The sequence below is a fragment of the Micromonospora echinospora genome, from assembly GCF_014203425.1.
GTDB classification, from domain to species: Bacteria; Actinomycetota; Actinomycetes; order Mycobacteriales; family Micromonosporaceae; genus Micromonospora; species Micromonospora echinospora_A.
Genome location: NZ_JACHJC010000001.1, coordinates 1,841,806 through 1,855,462 on the forward strand (window position 1 = coordinate 1,841,806; position 13,657 = coordinate 1,855,462).

At 74.0% G+C, this 13,657-nt stretch carries 16 protein-coding genes and 1 tRNA gene; 9 read left to right on the forward strand and 8 right to left on the reverse strand.

Annotated elements, in window-relative coordinates:
- Positions 1–77 precede the first annotated feature (77 nt).
- Positions 78–1,145: an LCP family protein gene (locus FHU28_RS08820; protein ID WP_184682649.1), complete on the reverse strand. Its 1,068-nt coding sequence runs from the start codon at positions 1,143–1,145 to the stop codon at positions 78–80.
- A 162-nt stretch (positions 1,146–1,307) separates the two neighbouring features.
- Between FHU28_RS08820 and FHU28_RS08825 the strand changes: the two genes are divergently transcribed.
- Together FHU28_RS08825 and FHU28_RS08830 are read left to right on the forward strand one after the other, a co-directional pair.
- A complete protein-coding gene (locus tag FHU28_RS08825; protein ID WP_116504394.1) occupies positions 1,308–1,607 on the forward strand; it encodes a hypothetical protein in 300 nt (99 codons plus the stop codon).
- A gap of 71 nt (positions 1,608–1,678) precedes the next feature.
- Entirely contained in the window at positions 1,679–2,683 is a 1,005-nt protein-coding gene (locus FHU28_RS08830; RefSeq protein ID WP_184682651.1) for an expansin EXLX1 family cellulose-binding protein, read from the forward strand.
- Positions 2,684–2,965: 282 nt separating this feature from the next.
- Here the strand turns inward: FHU28_RS08830 and FHU28_RS08835 are convergent, their stop codons facing one another.
- The 3 genes from FHU28_RS08835 to bcp all read right to left on the reverse strand — a co-directional run bounded on the left by FHU28_RS08835 (position 2,966) and on the right by bcp (position 4,248).
- A complete protein-coding gene (locus tag FHU28_RS08835; RefSeq protein WP_184682653.1) occupies positions 2,966–3,493 on the reverse strand; it encodes a GNAT family N-acetyltransferase in 528 nt (175 codons plus the stop codon).
- 84 nt (positions 3,494–3,577) lie between these two features.
- A tRNA-Leu gene (locus tag FHU28_RS08840) sits at positions 3,578–3,653 on the reverse strand.
- Between the two features lie 124 nt (positions 3,654–3,777).
- A complete protein-coding gene (gene bcp / locus FHU28_RS08845; protein WP_184682655.1) occupies positions 3,778–4,248 on the reverse strand; it encodes a thioredoxin-dependent thiol peroxidase in 471 nt (156 codons plus the stop codon).
- A 123-nt stretch (positions 4,249–4,371) separates the two neighbouring features.
- Between bcp and FHU28_RS08850 the strand changes: the two genes are divergently transcribed.
- From FHU28_RS08850 to FHU28_RS08865, 4 genes are read left to right on the forward strand one after another with little or no spacing between them, the layout of a single operon-like run.
- Entirely contained in the window at positions 4,372–5,091 is a 720-nt protein-coding gene (locus tag FHU28_RS08850; RefSeq protein ID WP_184682657.1) for an energy-coupling factor ABC transporter permease, read from the forward strand.
- On the forward strand, positions 5,088–5,498 hold the full coding sequence (locus FHU28_RS08855) for a PDGLE domain-containing protein (protein ID WP_184682659.1): 411 nt from the start codon (positions 5,088–5,090) through the stop codon (positions 5,496–5,498). The genes FHU28_RS08850 and FHU28_RS08855 overlap by 4 nt, the downstream gene beginning before the upstream one ends.
- Before the next feature lie 2 nt (positions 5,499–5,500).
- Entirely contained in the window at positions 5,501–6,271 is a 771-nt protein-coding gene (cbiQ, locus tag FHU28_RS08860; protein ID WP_184682661.1) for a cobalt ECF transporter T component CbiQ, read from the forward strand.
- Positions 6,268–7,029, forward strand: a complete 762-nt coding sequence (locus FHU28_RS08865; RefSeq protein ID WP_184682664.1) for an energy-coupling factor ABC transporter ATP-binding protein — start codon at positions 6,268–6,270, stop codon at positions 7,027–7,029. The genes cbiQ and FHU28_RS08865 overlap by 4 nt, the downstream gene beginning before the upstream one ends.
- Here the strand turns inward: FHU28_RS08865 and FHU28_RS08870 are convergent.
- From FHU28_RS08870 to FHU28_RS08885, 4 genes are read right to left on the reverse strand one after another with little or no spacing between them, the layout of a single operon-like run.
- On the reverse strand, positions 7,002–8,129 hold the full coding sequence (locus FHU28_RS08870; protein ID WP_311773551.1) for a hypothetical protein: 1,128 nt from the start codon (positions 8,127–8,129) through the stop codon (positions 7,002–7,004). The two genes, FHU28_RS08865 and FHU28_RS08870, sit on opposite strands and share 28 nt — an antisense overlap.
- The gene (locus FHU28_RS08875) at positions 8,126–8,842 is read right to left on the reverse strand and encodes a thioredoxin domain-containing protein (RefSeq protein WP_184682666.1); all 717 of its coding nucleotides are present in this window, start codon (positions 8,840–8,842) and stop codon (positions 8,126–8,128) included. Before FHU28_RS08875 ends, FHU28_RS08870 begins: the two co-directional genes overlap by 4 nt.
- Positions 8,835–9,371, reverse strand: coding sequence for a MauE/DoxX family redox-associated membrane protein (locus tag FHU28_RS08880; protein ID WP_184682669.1), 537 nt, complete (start codon positions 9,369–9,371; stop codon positions 8,835–8,837). Before FHU28_RS08880 ends, FHU28_RS08875 begins: the two co-directional genes overlap by 8 nt.
- Before the next feature lie 30 nt (positions 9,372–9,401).
- Positions 9,402–9,989 carry a sigma-70 family RNA polymerase sigma factor gene (locus FHU28_RS08885; protein WP_184682672.1) on the reverse strand — a complete coding sequence of 196 codons (588 nt, stop codon included), beginning with the start codon at positions 9,987–9,989 and terminating at the stop codon, positions 9,402–9,404.
- A 222-nt stretch (positions 9,990–10,211) separates the two neighbouring features.
- Between FHU28_RS08885 and FHU28_RS08890 the strand changes: the two genes are divergently transcribed.
- From FHU28_RS08890 to FHU28_RS08900, 3 genes are all read left to right on the forward strand, one after another.
- The gene (locus FHU28_RS08890; protein ID WP_376700692.1) at positions 10,212–11,879 is read left to right on the forward strand and encodes a copper resistance CopC/CopD family protein; all 1,668 of its coding nucleotides are present in this window, start codon (positions 10,212–10,214) and stop codon (positions 11,877–11,879) included.
- A 16-nt stretch (positions 11,880–11,895) separates the two neighbouring features.
- Complete coding sequence (locus tag FHU28_RS08895) at positions 11,896–12,627, forward strand: YcnI family copper-binding membrane protein (protein WP_184682677.1); 732 nt, start codon at positions 11,896–11,898, stop codon at positions 12,625–12,627.
- Positions 12,628–12,767: 140 nt separating this feature from the next.
- Entirely contained in the window at positions 12,768–13,619 is an 852-nt protein-coding gene (locus FHU28_RS08900; protein WP_184682680.1) for a hypothetical protein, read from the forward strand.
- The last annotated feature ends 38 nt before the right edge of the window (positions 13,620–13,657 follow it).

Genomic DNA, 13,657 nt, shown 5'->3' on the forward strand with positions numbered 1-13,657 from the left:
GATACGGAGACCGACGACGATCGCAGGATACGAGCGACCCCGCCGCGCCGCCACCACCGGCACGGCAGATCGACGTCCTACTTTCCGCTCATGGCGAGAATCTCCGGGACCGAGTCGCGGCGAACCGCGTCGAACAGCGTCTTCGCGCGCGCCGGATCCGGGAACACGACGCTCTCGCTGCCGACGCGGCCCGTCCCCTTCACCGGGCAGGTGAAGAACGTCAGATTGCCGCTGCGCAGCCCGCGCATCTCCATCGCGAGATCCACCAGCGACAGTGACTTGTCGACAGCCACCGAGTCCGACGTGGCGCGGACGAACGAGTTGAGCTTGGCCGGGTTGGTCAGCACCCCGGCCGAGGCGGCCTTGTCCAGAATGGCCTTGATCACCTGCTGCTGGTGCCGGATGCGGGCGAAGTCGCCGTCGGGGAAGGCGTGCCGTTCCCGCGCGTAGTCCAGCGCAGCGGCGCCGTTCATGGTCTGCCGGCCCTTCTCGAAGGTCCGCGAGCCGGCCAGCGAGTAATTCGTGCTGAAACCCTTCTCCACGTCGATCTCGACACCGCCCAGCGCGTCGATGATCTCCTTGAAGCCGGCGAAGTCCACCATCGCCACGTTGTCCACCCGTACGCCGCTGAACTTCTCCACCGTCTGCACCATCAGCGGCACACCGCCCCAGGCGTACGCGGCATTGATCTTCGCGTCGCGACCGCCCCGGCCCTCCTTCGACTTCGGGATGGCCGTCCAGGTGTCCCGCGGGATCGAGATGAGCTGGGCGCTCGACCGGTCCTTCGGCAGGTGGGCCATGATGATCGTGTCGCTGCGCGAGCCGCCGGTGCTCTCCGGGTCGCGGGAGTCGCTGCCCAGGATCATGATGTTCATGGCGCCCTTGACCTCGACCTGCGGGCGCGACTCCTCCGGCACGCCCTCGAAGGCGTCGACCCGTTCGATCGACTTGTCGACCGAGCGGTAGTACAGGCCGCCGGCCAGCGCGCCGCCACCGGCGAGCAGCACCATCACGAGCAGCACGATCAGGGCGATCCGCCGGCCCCGGCGACGCCGGGGCGCCTTCTGCCGCGCCGGCTCGCCCGGCTCCACATCGGAGAACCCGGGGCGGGCGTCGGAATGGGCGAGCTGATGGCGATCTGACATGCTCTGATGCTACTGATTCGCGCTGCGCCACGGGGGGACCCTCGTGCCCAAGCGGGACCGCGGCGCAGTCCGGCGGGCGGGGGTGACCCGGTGGCGGGCCTTGCCGGGAGGAGCGTCTCGGATCGATGATGGTGTGACGGGCAGGTCGACCGAGGAGTCGAGATGCAGGTAATCCACCAGCCTCGGGTGGCGTGGGACGCGGCCCGCGTCATCGGCGCGGCGGTCCACGACGAGGAACTGTTCCGCTGGCTCTACCGCGTACTCGGCGATCTGCTCGGCCCCGCCACATGGGCGGCCCTCGACGAGACCCGCGACCGGGTCCGCCGGGCCGGAGACGACCGGATCCCGGTCGAGACCGGCGTGTGGCGTGTCCGCCTGGAGGACTCGCTACGCGGGCGCCCCGACCTCGCCGACGAGCTGGCCGGCATCGTCGCCACCGCCCGCGCGGTCCGGCCGTACTAGCCTCCGCGCCGGTTTAGCTTTCGCTTAGCTCGCTTGTCCGGCGGCACGCCGGTCCGGCAGCATCGACCGGCGTGACCGACGGCACCGCACCCCACCCGCCGACCGACCCCTCCGCGCCCGCCACCGCGCCCGATCGCCGTGCCGCCACGCGCCGCCGCCGGCTCGCCGCCGCCGCTCTGGTCACCGTCGCGGCCGCTGTCGCTGTCGCCCTTGCGGTACGCGGCGGCGCCGCCCCCGCCTGCGCGGCCCCGCCTCCACCTGCCGGCGTCCCGGTCCTGGCGGCGGTTCCGCTCGGCGCCGCCCCGCCCGTCGGTGGGGCCACCCGCAGCGGCAAGGCCACCTTCTACGACTCCGCCGGCGCCGGCGGCAACTGCTCCCGCCCCGCCGCGCCGGCCAACCGGATGTACGTCGCGCTCGGCCCGAGCGAGTACGCGGCCGGGGCCTCCTGCGGCGGGTTCCTCGACGTCACCGGCCCGCGCGGCACGGTCCGGGTGCTGGTCATGGATCAGTGCCCGGAGTGCGCCCCCGGCCACCTCGACCTGTCCGCCGAAGCGTTCGCCCGGATCGCCGACCCGGTGCAGGGCGTGGTGAAGGTCAGCTACCGGGCCGTGGTGAACCCGCCGCTGTCCGGGCCGCTCACCTTCCGCATGAAGGAGGGCTCGTCGCAGTGGTGGTTCGCCGTCCTGGTCGGTGACCACGGCAACCCGCTGCGCTCGGTCGAGGTCCGGCAGAACGGATCGTGGCGCGCGGCCCAGCGGCAGGACTACAACCACTGGCTGATCGAGTCCGGCGCCGGCCCGGGCCCGTACACGATCCGGGTCACCGACGTGTACGGCAACCGCGCGACCGCCACCGGCGTCCGGATGCTTCCGGGCCAGGTGCAGCGCAGCGCGGTCCGGATGTACGGCGCGAAGCCCGCCCCCACCACACCGACCCCGAAGAAGCCCCGCCCCGCATCTCCGACCCCGTCCACCCCCACCTCGACGGCCCCCACCCCCGCCGTACCCACCTCAGCCCTCGCGGACCCCCTCGTGCAGGCAGCCGCCGCCCCACCCACCCCCACTAGCTGCGCCTAACCCTCACCCTCCGCCCTCGCCCCCAACCCCTGCCCCGCGCTGCCCCGCCCTCGGCCCTGCCCTCGCGATCTTGCACGTGTGGCCCCTCAGGTGCCGGATACGCACCTTTCGCCGGGGCGGCCGTTGGGCGGGCCGCTCCGCTGATCTTGCACTTGCGGACCCTTGAGCGCCGTGAATGCCCTATCTATCGGGGCCGTGAGTGCAAGATCGGCGAGGCGAGGCGAGGCGAGGCGAGGCGCGGGCGCGGCGCAGCGCGGGGGACGGGGAAGGGCGGGAAGAGGGTCAGGCTGGGGTGGGGAGGTCTAGCCACATGAGGATTTCGTCGCGGGCGTCGGTTGCGGACAGGCGCAGCGCGGCGGGGAGGCGGCCGATCTCGCGGTAGCCGAGGCGCTTGTAGAAGCGGTCCAGCCCCAGTCCGTCGCGGACCGTCACGTGCAGCGCCGCCAGGCCCAGCCCTCGGGCGATCCGCTCGGCCTCGCGCATCAGCGCCGCGCCGTGGCCGCGTCCCTGCGTGTCGGGGTGCACCATGACGCGCTTGAGCACCCGCCAGTGCGTCTTGAGGTGGAACCGGTTGTCGGCGATGACCAGGACCGCGACCAGCCGTTCGCCCTCGTAGCCGGCGAGCAGCCGGTCCGGCCCGTCCGCGACCTCGTCGAGCGTCGAGGTGGCGAGCGGGCGTACCTCGTCGGCTGTCACGGGGGCGACGAAGCCGACGGCGCCGCCGGCGTTCGTCACGTCCACCCAGAGCGCGATGATCTGTTCGCGCAGCTCGGGGGTCAGGTCGGGGTCGAGGGCGAAACGCAGGTCCACGCCGCAATCCTGCGCGTGGCGACGCGGCCCGGACCCGCGTTCGTGACCTTCCCGACAGTCGCCGGTGCGCGCGGCACCGGCGACTGGTAGGGCCGGCGGGATTCGAACCCGCACTGGTGCGGACCTAAACCGCATGCCTCTGCCGTTGGGCTACGGCCCCTTCATCGTGAACACCGGCCGACGCCGCGGGCGCCCGCGGACCGGTGGCACAGCCTCCGGATCGTAGACCACATTCGGCGCCACCACTGCGGCCCGGCCGTGACGAGCCGGGCCGCGCGCCGACCTCAGTCGAGCCCGAGGTCCCGGCGCAGCTTGGCGACGTGGCCGGTGGCCCGCACGTTGTAGAGCGCCCGTTCGATCTTGCCGTCCTCGTCCACCACGAACGTCGAGCGGATCACTCCGGTGACCGTGCGGCCGTACATCTGCTTCTCGCCGAACGCGCCGTACGCGGTCAGCACCGCCTTGTCCGCGTCGGAGACCAGCGGGAACGTGATCGCGTCCCGCTCGCGGAACTTCGCGAGCTTGGCCGGCTTGTCCGGCGAGATGCCCACCACCTCGTAGCCGGCGGCCTGCAGCGAGGCGAGGGAGTCCCGGAAGTCACACGCCTGCTTGGTGCAGCCGGGCGTCATGGCGGCCGGGTACGCGTACAGGATGGCCTTGCGGCCGCGCAGGTCGGCCAGGGTGAGCGTCCCGCCGTCGTCGGTGGGGAGGGTGAACTCGGGGGCGGGGTCGCCGGGGCTGAGGCGGTCGGTCATGGCGGTGACGATACCGCCGTGCCCGGGGCGGCGGCCGACGGCGACGCGCGGGCGGGGTGACGGCCACAACTGGGTTGTTGCTACATATTGGCAACAACCCATTCCTGGAAATACGCTGAGCCCGTGGACACCCTGGCGATGCACATCTCCAACGGGATCATCAACGGTCCCGTTGCCGCGATCTTCGCGGCCCTCGCCCTGGCCGCGCTCGCCTTCTGTGTGCTGCGTGGCCGGGCCGACCTGGACGACCGGCTGGCCCCGATGGCAGGGCTGGTCGCCGCGTTCATCTTCGCCGTGCAGATGCTCAACTTCCCGATCTTCACCGCCGGGGTCAGCGGCCACCTGCTCGGCGGCGCGCTGGCCGCGCTGCTCGTCGGTCCCTGGGTCGGCGCGCTCTGCGTGGCGGTGGTGCTCATCGTGCAGGCGCTGGTCTTCGGTGACGGTGGCGTGGCGATGCTCGGCCTCAACATCACCAACATGGCGCTGCTCGGCACCGCCGCCGCGTACCTGCTGATCGCGCTGCTGCTGCGGGTGCTGCCGCGTACCCGGGCCGGGCTGGCGGTCACCGCGTTCGTCTCCGCGCTGGTCAGCGTGCTCGTCGCGTCTCAGGGCTTCGTCCTGCAGTATTGGCTGGGCGGCACCACCGACCTCGGCGGCAACCTCGCCGGGCTGGCCGGCACCATGGCCTTCGCCCACCTGCTGATCGGCATCGGCGAGGGCCTGATCACCGCGACCACTGTGGTCACCGTCGCCAAGGTCCGGCCCGATCTGGTGTACGCGCTGCGCGCCCTCAAGCCGGCCGCGCCGGCTCCCGCCGTCCCGGTCGCCGGAGGTGCCCGATGAGCAAGCGTCAGTGGCCGTTCCTGCTCGGTGGCCTGCTGGTGGCCCTGCTGCTGGCGGGTGTGGTGAGCAACTACGCCTCGTCGCACCCGGACGGGCTGGACTCGTCGCTGCTGAAGGGCTGCACCGTCAACGCCGACGACGAGATCACCGGCGGCAGCTGCCCGGCCCAGGAGGCGAAGGACCACGAGCTGGCGGACAGCCCGCTGGCCGACTACGGCGTACGCGGAATCGGCAACGACTTCGTCTCCACCGGCCTGTCCGGCGTGCTCGGCGTGCTGCTCACCTTCGCGCTCGGCGGCGGCCTGTTCTGGCTGGCCCGCCGCCGCGGCCCCGCGGCTCCCGCCCCGAACGCCGCGAGCGCCGACCCGGTGGACGAGGCCGCGACCCGGTCCAGCGGCGCCCGCTGACCGTGGGCGCCGGGCACGCGCACGTGCTCTACCGCGAGTCCGGCTCGCCGGTGCACCGCCTCCCGCCGGAGGTGAAGATCACCGCCATGGTGCTCTTCACAGTGGCGGTGGTGGCCACGCCCCGGGAGGCGTACTGGGCCTTCGGCGGGTACGCGCTCCTGGTCGCCGTGGTGGCCGCGCTGGCCCGGGTCGGCCCGCGCTGGCTGCTCAGCCGGGCGCTGATCGAGCTGCCGTTCGTGCTGTTCGCGTTCGCGCTGCCGTTCCTCGGGGCGGGGGAGCGGGTCGAGGTGGCCGGGCTCGCCCTGTCCGTCGACGGGCTGCACGGCGCGTTCAACATCCTCGCCAAGGGCACGCTCGGCGTACTCGCGTCGCTCCTGCTGGCGGCGACCACGACGACGCGTGACCTGCTGATCGGCCTGGACCGGCTGCGCTGCCCGCAGATCCTCACCCAGATCGCCACGTTCATGCTGCGCTACCTGGAGGTGCTGGTCGGCGAGGCCCGCCGGATGCGGGTGGCGCGGGTGTCCCGGGGCGACGATCCGCGGTTCCTGTGGCAGTTGCGCGGCTTCGCGGCCGGGGTCGGCGCGCTGTTCCTGCGCGCGTTCGAGCGCGGCGAGCGGGTCTACCTGGCGATGCTCTCCCGCGGCTACACCGGCCGGATGCCGGCGGTGTGGCAGGGGGCCGGCGCGGCCACCGCCGGCCAGTGGGCGGCCGCCGCGACGGTGCCGGCGATCGCGGCCACCATCGCCGCCGTCGCGCTCGTCCTGCAATGATCGGGTACGTGCAGCAGCCGCCCTCCCTGGACGTCAGCGGCGTCCGGTACGCGTACCCGGACGGTCACGTCGCCCTGCACGGCGTGGACCTGACCGTGCCGCGCGGCGACCGGGTGGCGCTGCTCGGGCCCAACGGCGCCGGCAAGACCACGCTGGTGCTGCACCTCAACGGCATCCTGACCCCGACCGAGGGCACGGTGAGCGTCGGCGGTCTGACCGTCACCCGCGACCGGGACACACTGGCCGAGGTGCGCCGCCGGGTCGGCATCGTCTTCCAGGACCCGGACGACCAGCTCTTCCTGCCCACAGTCGCCGAGGACGTCGCGTTCGGGCCGGCCAACCTGGGCCTGCGCGGGGCCGAGCTGGCGGCCCGGGTCGACGAGGCGCTCGCGGCGGTGGGGATGAGCGAGCACCGGGACCGGGCGCCGCACCACCTGTCGTTCGGGCAGCGGCGGCGGGTGGCGGTGGCCACCGTGCTGGCCATGCGTCCGGAGATCCTGGTGCTGGACGAGCCGTCGTCGAACCTCGACCCGGCCGCCCGCCGGGAGCTGGCGGAGATCCTGCGGGCTCTGCCGGTGACGCTGCTCATGGTCACGCACGACCTGCCGTACGCGGCCGAGCTGTGCCCCCGCTCGGTGATCCTGGACGGCGGCCGCATCGTCGCCGACGCCCCGACGCCCGACCTGCTGTCCGACGAGGCGCTGCTGTCCGCCCACCGCCTGGAACTCCCCTACGGCTTCGCCCCCCGCCCTACCTGACCCGGGGCCGGGGTTACGGGATCGGGGTGGGGGGTGGTACGGGCTGCTCTTGCGGCGGTTCGCAGGCGCAGCAGGCCGGCGGCCACCGCGCCGGCGCCTGTGGCCAGGCCGACGACGACGAGCACCCGCACCAGGACGGGCGGGCCGGCGGCCGGGGGAATCGCGCGGGACAGCGCGGCGAGGTTCGTCACCCCGGCGAACACCGTGAGGCAGGCGCCGGCGAGCGCCAGCACGAAGTCGGCGGCCGGGCGGCGGGCGAGCGCGTACCCGCCCGCGGCCAGTGCGCCGAGGCCGGTGAGCAGCGTCCACACCTGCCCGGTGACCAGTTCGGCGAGCATCCCGCCGACACCGGGCGTGCCGGTGTCGAACGCCCGGGCGACGGTGAGCGCCACTGTCGCCGCGCCGCCCAGGGCGAGCAGCGCGCCCACCCCGCGCAGCGCGCGTACTCCGGCGGTCGTGCCGCCCGGAGCCAGCCCGGCCGCGCCGATCACCAGGAAGCCGAGCGTGGCGGCCACCCACCAGGGGTACGGGTCGGGCGGCGGCACCCAGTCCAGCGTGCCGCGTACGGCTCCGGCGGTGTCACCGGCGCGCAGCGGCACCGTCCAGTCGCGTACCCGGTGCTCCCGGTCCGGGGCGGCGGCGACGGCGGCCGGGGGCGCGTCCGCCCGCCACAGCGTGCGCTGGTCGTGCCAGCGGGCGGTGGGCCCGTCTTCGATCCGTCGCCAGTCGGGCGCGGCGGCCGGGTTCGCCTCGGCCGGCAGCCGGGTCTCGCCGGCCAGCGTCCGGTTCAGGTACGTGGCGGGGGAGTGGATGTTCTCGTACACGCCACCCGGGCCGACGCGCAGGTACGGCTCGCCGGAGTAGCCCAGCACGGTGACCTCGGCGCCGGTGTCGTTCGTCAGCTCCAGCCGCGCGCCGGCCTCCACCATGCGGGCGGTGAGTCCGGGCCGGGCCGGGTCGACGCCGGTGATAGTGGCGCGGTAGTCGGTGCCGTCGGGCGCGTCCGCGCCGTGCGCGGCGGCCGGCGCGGCGAACGTGAGCAGGGCGGTGGCCGCGACGGTGAGCACCAGCGCGGCCCGGCGCAGGGGTGCGGGGATCACTTCCCGGCCGCCTCCACCGCCGCCTTGATCCCTTCCGGGCTGCGGTCCCGCAGCTCACTGCCGTTGATCTTGATGGTTGGGGTGCCGGTCACGCCGGCCTTGCTCGCCTCGTCGGTGACGTGCCCGGTCCACGACCGGTACGTGCCGTCGGATACGCAGGACGCGAACTCGTCCCGGTTCAGCCCGACGCCCGCGCCGATGTCGACCAGCTCGTCGTTGCTGAGCCCGGCGCCGCCCTCCGGCGGCTGCTTGTCGAAGAGCTGCTCGGTGAACTCGCGGAACTTGCCCCCCTGCGCGGCGCAGCCGGAGGCGGCCGAGGAGCGGGTGGAGTACTCGGTGGTGGAGAAGCGGTTCAGGAAGGCGACCGGGTGGAACACGAGCTTGGCCTTGCCCTCGTTGACGAGCTGGTTGAGCGTCTCGCCGTTGATCTGCTGGAACTGCTTGCAGGCCGGGCAGAGGTAGTCCTCGTACAGGTCGATGGTGACCGGGCCGGTGCCCTGGACGATGCCGGTGCCGGCGTCGTTGGCCCCGGGCGGGGCGGTGAAGTCGTCCGACTTCTGGCTGGAGTAGACGGCCCAGCCGATGCCACCGGCGATGACCAGCACCAGCACGGCGGCGATCGACGTCCACAGCGTGCGCTTGCGGCGCTTCTCCCGGGCGATCTGCTCGCGTACCACCCGTGCCGCGTCCCTGCGACCCTTGCGGCTACTCATCCTCGTCCTCCACTGTGTCGTCGCCGGCCAGCCAGCCGTCCACCGAGAACGGGGTACGGGGCCAGATCAGCAGGAACCCGGCAAGCGCCAGGAACCCCAGGTCCCGGAGGATCTCCGGGAGGTAGCTGGGCGTCTCGCCGGCGGCGAGCTGGCCGCCGCTGCCGAAGCACCCGCAGTCGATGGCCAGGCCGCGCGCCCAGGCCGAGGCGATGCCGGCGATGAAGACCACGAGCAGCGCCGCCGAGACCCCGGCGCTGACCCGGGTGGCCAGCCCGGCGAGAAGCAGCAGACCCAGGGCCAGCTCGACGAAGGGCAGCGCCGCGCCGATCACGGTGGCCAGGTCGTACGGCATCACCTGGTAGGCGTTGACGGCCCGGCCGGAGGCAGCGAGGTCGCCGACCTTGGTGCCACCGGCGATCAGCCAGACGGCGGCAAGTCCGAGTCGGGCCGCGATGCCGAGCCAGGGCCGCAGGGTCTGCCAGCGCCCGGCCGGGGAGGGGGAGGGGGAGGGGGAGGGGGTCACATTCATTCGTCGTCCGAGCGTCACGATTGGTTCCCGCTATCCGGTCATCGTGTCGCCGACGGCGCCGACCAGCTCGTCGCGGGCGCGGGCCACCCGGGAGCGGATGGTGCCCACCGGCACCCCCTCCACGTCGGCGGCCTCGGCGTAGGAGAGGCCGAGCAACTGGGTGAGCACGAAAGCGGAGCGCCGCTCGGCCGGTAGCCGGCGGACGAGGTCGGTGGCGCCGAGCTGACCGGCCGGGTCCGGGTAGAGGCGGTCGGTGGCGGCCTGGGCGGCGAGCCGCGCGTCGAGCCGCCGGCGGCGTACGACTGTGCGCAGGTGGTCGGCGCAGGCCCGGCGGGCGATGCCGAGCAACCAGGTACGCACGCTGGAGCGCCCTTCGAAGCCGGGCAGCGCCCGGAACGCCCGCAGGTACGTCTCCTGGGTCAGGTCGTCCGCGCTGTCCGGGTCGACGAGCGCGGCGGCGAAGCGCCACACCTCGGCCTGGGTGGCCCGGACGAGGGCGGCCTGCGCGTCGCGGTCCCCGTCGCGGGCGGCCAGCGCCCAGCCGGTGGCCGTGTCCCGGACAGCCTCGGAGACCGCCTCGTGGCGGTCGGCGGCGGTGTCGCGCGGGCCGGGGATCACGTCACCCGAGGTTACGCGGCGTACCTGGGCGGGACAGGGTCCTTCGGCCCATTCCGTGGTCCCGCACACGCCGGGAACTTTTTCCCGCCGCCGTCCGACTACCCTCCCATGACCTCCGAGCAGGCCCGGCGTGGCACGCGCCGCCGTGCCGGGTGGGCGCTCGGTCACGCCCGCCCGAGACCGGCTCGCCGGATCGGCCCCGGTTCGGGAACCATGGCGGTCATGACTGCTGCCGTACGCCGCCCGTTCCGGGCCGTCGCCGCCAGATCCGGGGCCGTCGCCGGGCTGCTGCTCCTGCTGGTCGCCCTGCTGCTCGTGCCGGCGACCCCGGCCAGCGCCCACGCGGTGCTGGTGAGCAGCAGCCCGGCGGCCTCCGCCGTGGTGCCCGACGCGCCCGCGCAGGTGGTGATCACCTTCAGCGAGAGCGTCCGCAAGGTGCCCGGGAAGGTACGCGTGATCGCCCCCGACGGCTCGCGGGCCGACCGGGGCGAGCCGACGTTCCAGGGCGCCGAGGTCACCATCCCGGTGGACCCCGGCGCGGGGCGCGGCACCTACCTGGTGAGCTACCGGGTCATCTCGGCGGACAGTCACCCAGTCTCCGGCGCCTTCACCTACTCCGTCGGCGCGCCGTCCGAGCCGCCCACCGACAGCGGCACTGACAACCGGGCGAACCCGGTGACCGAGACCGCGGTGAAGGTGGCGAAGTACGCCGGCTACGCCGGGTTGCTGCTGCTCGTCGGCCCGGCGCTGGTGCTGGCCGCGCTCTGGCCGCGCCGGCTGTCCCGCCGCGGCCCGGCCCGGCTGGCCTGGACCGGGCTAGGCGTGCTGGCGGTGGCGACGCTGGCCGAGGTGTGGCTCCAGGTGCCCTACGTCAACGGCGGCGGCCTGTTCGACGTGACCGGCTCCGGGCTCGGCGACGTGCTCGGCAGCGCGTACGGCACGACCCACCTGGTCCGGCTGGGCCTGCTCGCCGCGGCGGCGTTCCTGCTCCGGCCGCTGTTCGCCGGCCCGGTCGGCCGCACCGACGGGATCATCCTCGCCGTCCTCGGCGGCGCCGCGCTGTTCACCTGGCCGCTCGCCGGGCACGCGGCGGCCTCACCGGCCCCGGCCGTGTCGGTGGTGGTGGACGCGGTGCACCTGGGCGCGATGGCGGTCTGGCTCGGTGGCCTGGTGATGCTCGCGGTGTTCCTGCTGCGCCGGGCCGACGAGCGCGAGCTGGACGCGATCCTGCCGATCTGGTCCCGCTGGGCGGCGCTCGCGGTGGCCGCGCTGCTGCTGGCCGGCACCGTGCAGGGGCTGATCGAGGTGGCCAGCCTCCAGGCCCTGATCGACACCACGTACGGGCAGCTGCTGCTCGCCAAGATCGCGCTGTTCGCGCTGGTGATCGGCGTGGCCGCGTACTCCCGGGCGCTGGTGCGGCGGCGGGTCGCCGCCGGACGGCCGGGCGCGATGCGGCGGGCCGTGGTGGCCGAGCTGGCCATCACGGCGGTGGTGCTGGGCGTGTCGGCGACGCTCGTGCAGACCACACCGGCGCGGACCGCTGTCGCGGACGCGCCGGGCACCTCGCCCGGCTACTTCTCCACCACGCTGAGCAGTCCGATCTACTCGCTCCAGGTCGAGCTGGACCCGGCCGAGACCGGCAACAACTCGATGCACCTGTACGCCTACACCCCCGACAACAGGCCGCAGCCGGTGCAGGAGTGGAAGGTCACCGCCGCCCTGCCGTCGGCCGGGATCGAACCGATCACGGTCCCGCTGCTGCCGTTGAGCGACAACCACGCCACCGGCGAGGTCAACCTGCCGGCCCGTGGTGACTGGCAGTTGCGCATCACCGTCCGCACGTCCGACATCGACCAGGCCACGGTGACCGCCACCGTGCCGATCAAGTAACGGGAAGGTCCCACTGATGATCCGTCTCCGGCGCTCCGCGACCGTCGCCGCGCTGACTCTCGCCGCCGTCGCCACGACCGTGCTCGGCCTGGCCGGGTCGGCTTCGGCGCACGTCACGATCAACCCGGCCGAGGGCAAGCAGGGCGGCTACAGCCGGTTCGCCTTCCGGGTGCCGAACGAGAGCGACACGGCGTCGACGGTCAAGGTCGAGGTGAACCTGCCGGAGAACGCGCCTGTCGGTTCGGTCTCCACCATGCCGGTGCCGGGCTGGACGGTGGCCGTGGAGAAGCGCAAGGTCGACCCGCCGATCGAGGTGCACGGCAGCCAGCTCACCGAGGCGGTCTCCAAGCTGACCTTCACGGCCGCGCCGAACGGCGGCGTCAAGCCGGGCGAGTTCCAGGAGTTCCCGGTGTCGATGGGCCCGCTGCCGCAGGTCGACACGATGGTGTTCAAGGTCCTCCAGACGTACTCCGACGGCAACGTGTCCCGGTGGATCGAGGAGCCGACGCCGGGCGCGGAGGAGCCGGAGAACCCGGCGCCGGTGCTCAAGCTGGCCGCCGCCGAGAACGCTCCGGCCTCGCCCGGCGCGAGCGCGCCGGCAGCCGAGGCGGCCGACGACGATGACGACGCCGAGTCGGGCGCGGCCGTCGCGCTCGGGGTGGCCGGGCTGGTCGCCGGTCTCGGCGGCCTGGTCCTCGGCGGCCTGGCGTTCGCGCGTACCCGGCGGGAGCCCGCCGCGAAGTCCTGAACGCGAGCGACGCACCGGCCCGGCGGAACGATCCGCCGGGCCGGTCGCCGTCCCGGCCGGGTGCCGCCGATATCCGGCGATCGGCCGACCCGCGTCGGTAAGGTCGGCCGGGTAGTTGGCTACCGAGAGGGACGACGCGAATGCGTTTCGCACGCACGATTGCCGGCATGGTGCTGCTGGCGCTGGGGGTTCCGGCCCTGCTGGCCGGCGCCGGCCTCTGGCTCGCGGCCCGGCACGCCGACCCGGACGGCGGCTTCGGCGCCCGGTTCGAGCCGGTCCGCACGCCCGCCCGCGCGGTGCTGGTGACCGACGTGGACGCGCTGCTGCGTACCGACCTGCCGGTGGCCCGCACCGGGCAGGCCCGGCTGCACCTCACCGCACGGGACGATCACGGCCCGGTCTTCCTCGGCCTCGCCCCGACCGACCAGGTGCGGGGGTGGCTGGCCGACGTCCCGCACAGCACCGTGCGCCGCGTCGCTGTCACCCGGGGGCCGCTTCCCGTCGATCTCGACCCGGCCACCGCCGGCGACGGCGTCGCCGTGCCGCTGGCTCAGCCCTTCTGGGTACGCGAGGGCATCGGCTCGCTGGAGTGGAGCCCGGCCGAGCTGAGCGGCCGGTCGTTGAGCCTGGTGGTGATGCGCGTCGACGGCGCCGACGGGCTCGACCTGCGGATGCGGGGCGAGCTGCGGGCCGGCTGGTTCCCCGGGCTGGCGTGGGCGCTGCTGACCGGCGGGACGCTGTTCGTGATCCTCGCCGTGGTGGTGCTGCTGCGGCCGCTGCGGCCGCGTGAGGTGGTCTTCGTGGTCGAGCCGGACCAGGTGCCGGTGCTGGCCGGGCGCCTCGGCGTCACCTCGCTGAGCGGGCTGGGCCGGCAGCCGGGTCCGGCGTCGCGGCCCGAACGGCATCTCGTGGCGGTGGGCTCGGGCGCCGGCGGGCGGGCCCGCGCGGCGATCGCCCCGCTGCCCAGCCGGTGCCCGGACGACCAGGACTGACGACCAAGAACCCGAACGGCCCTCCGCGCTGCCGACGC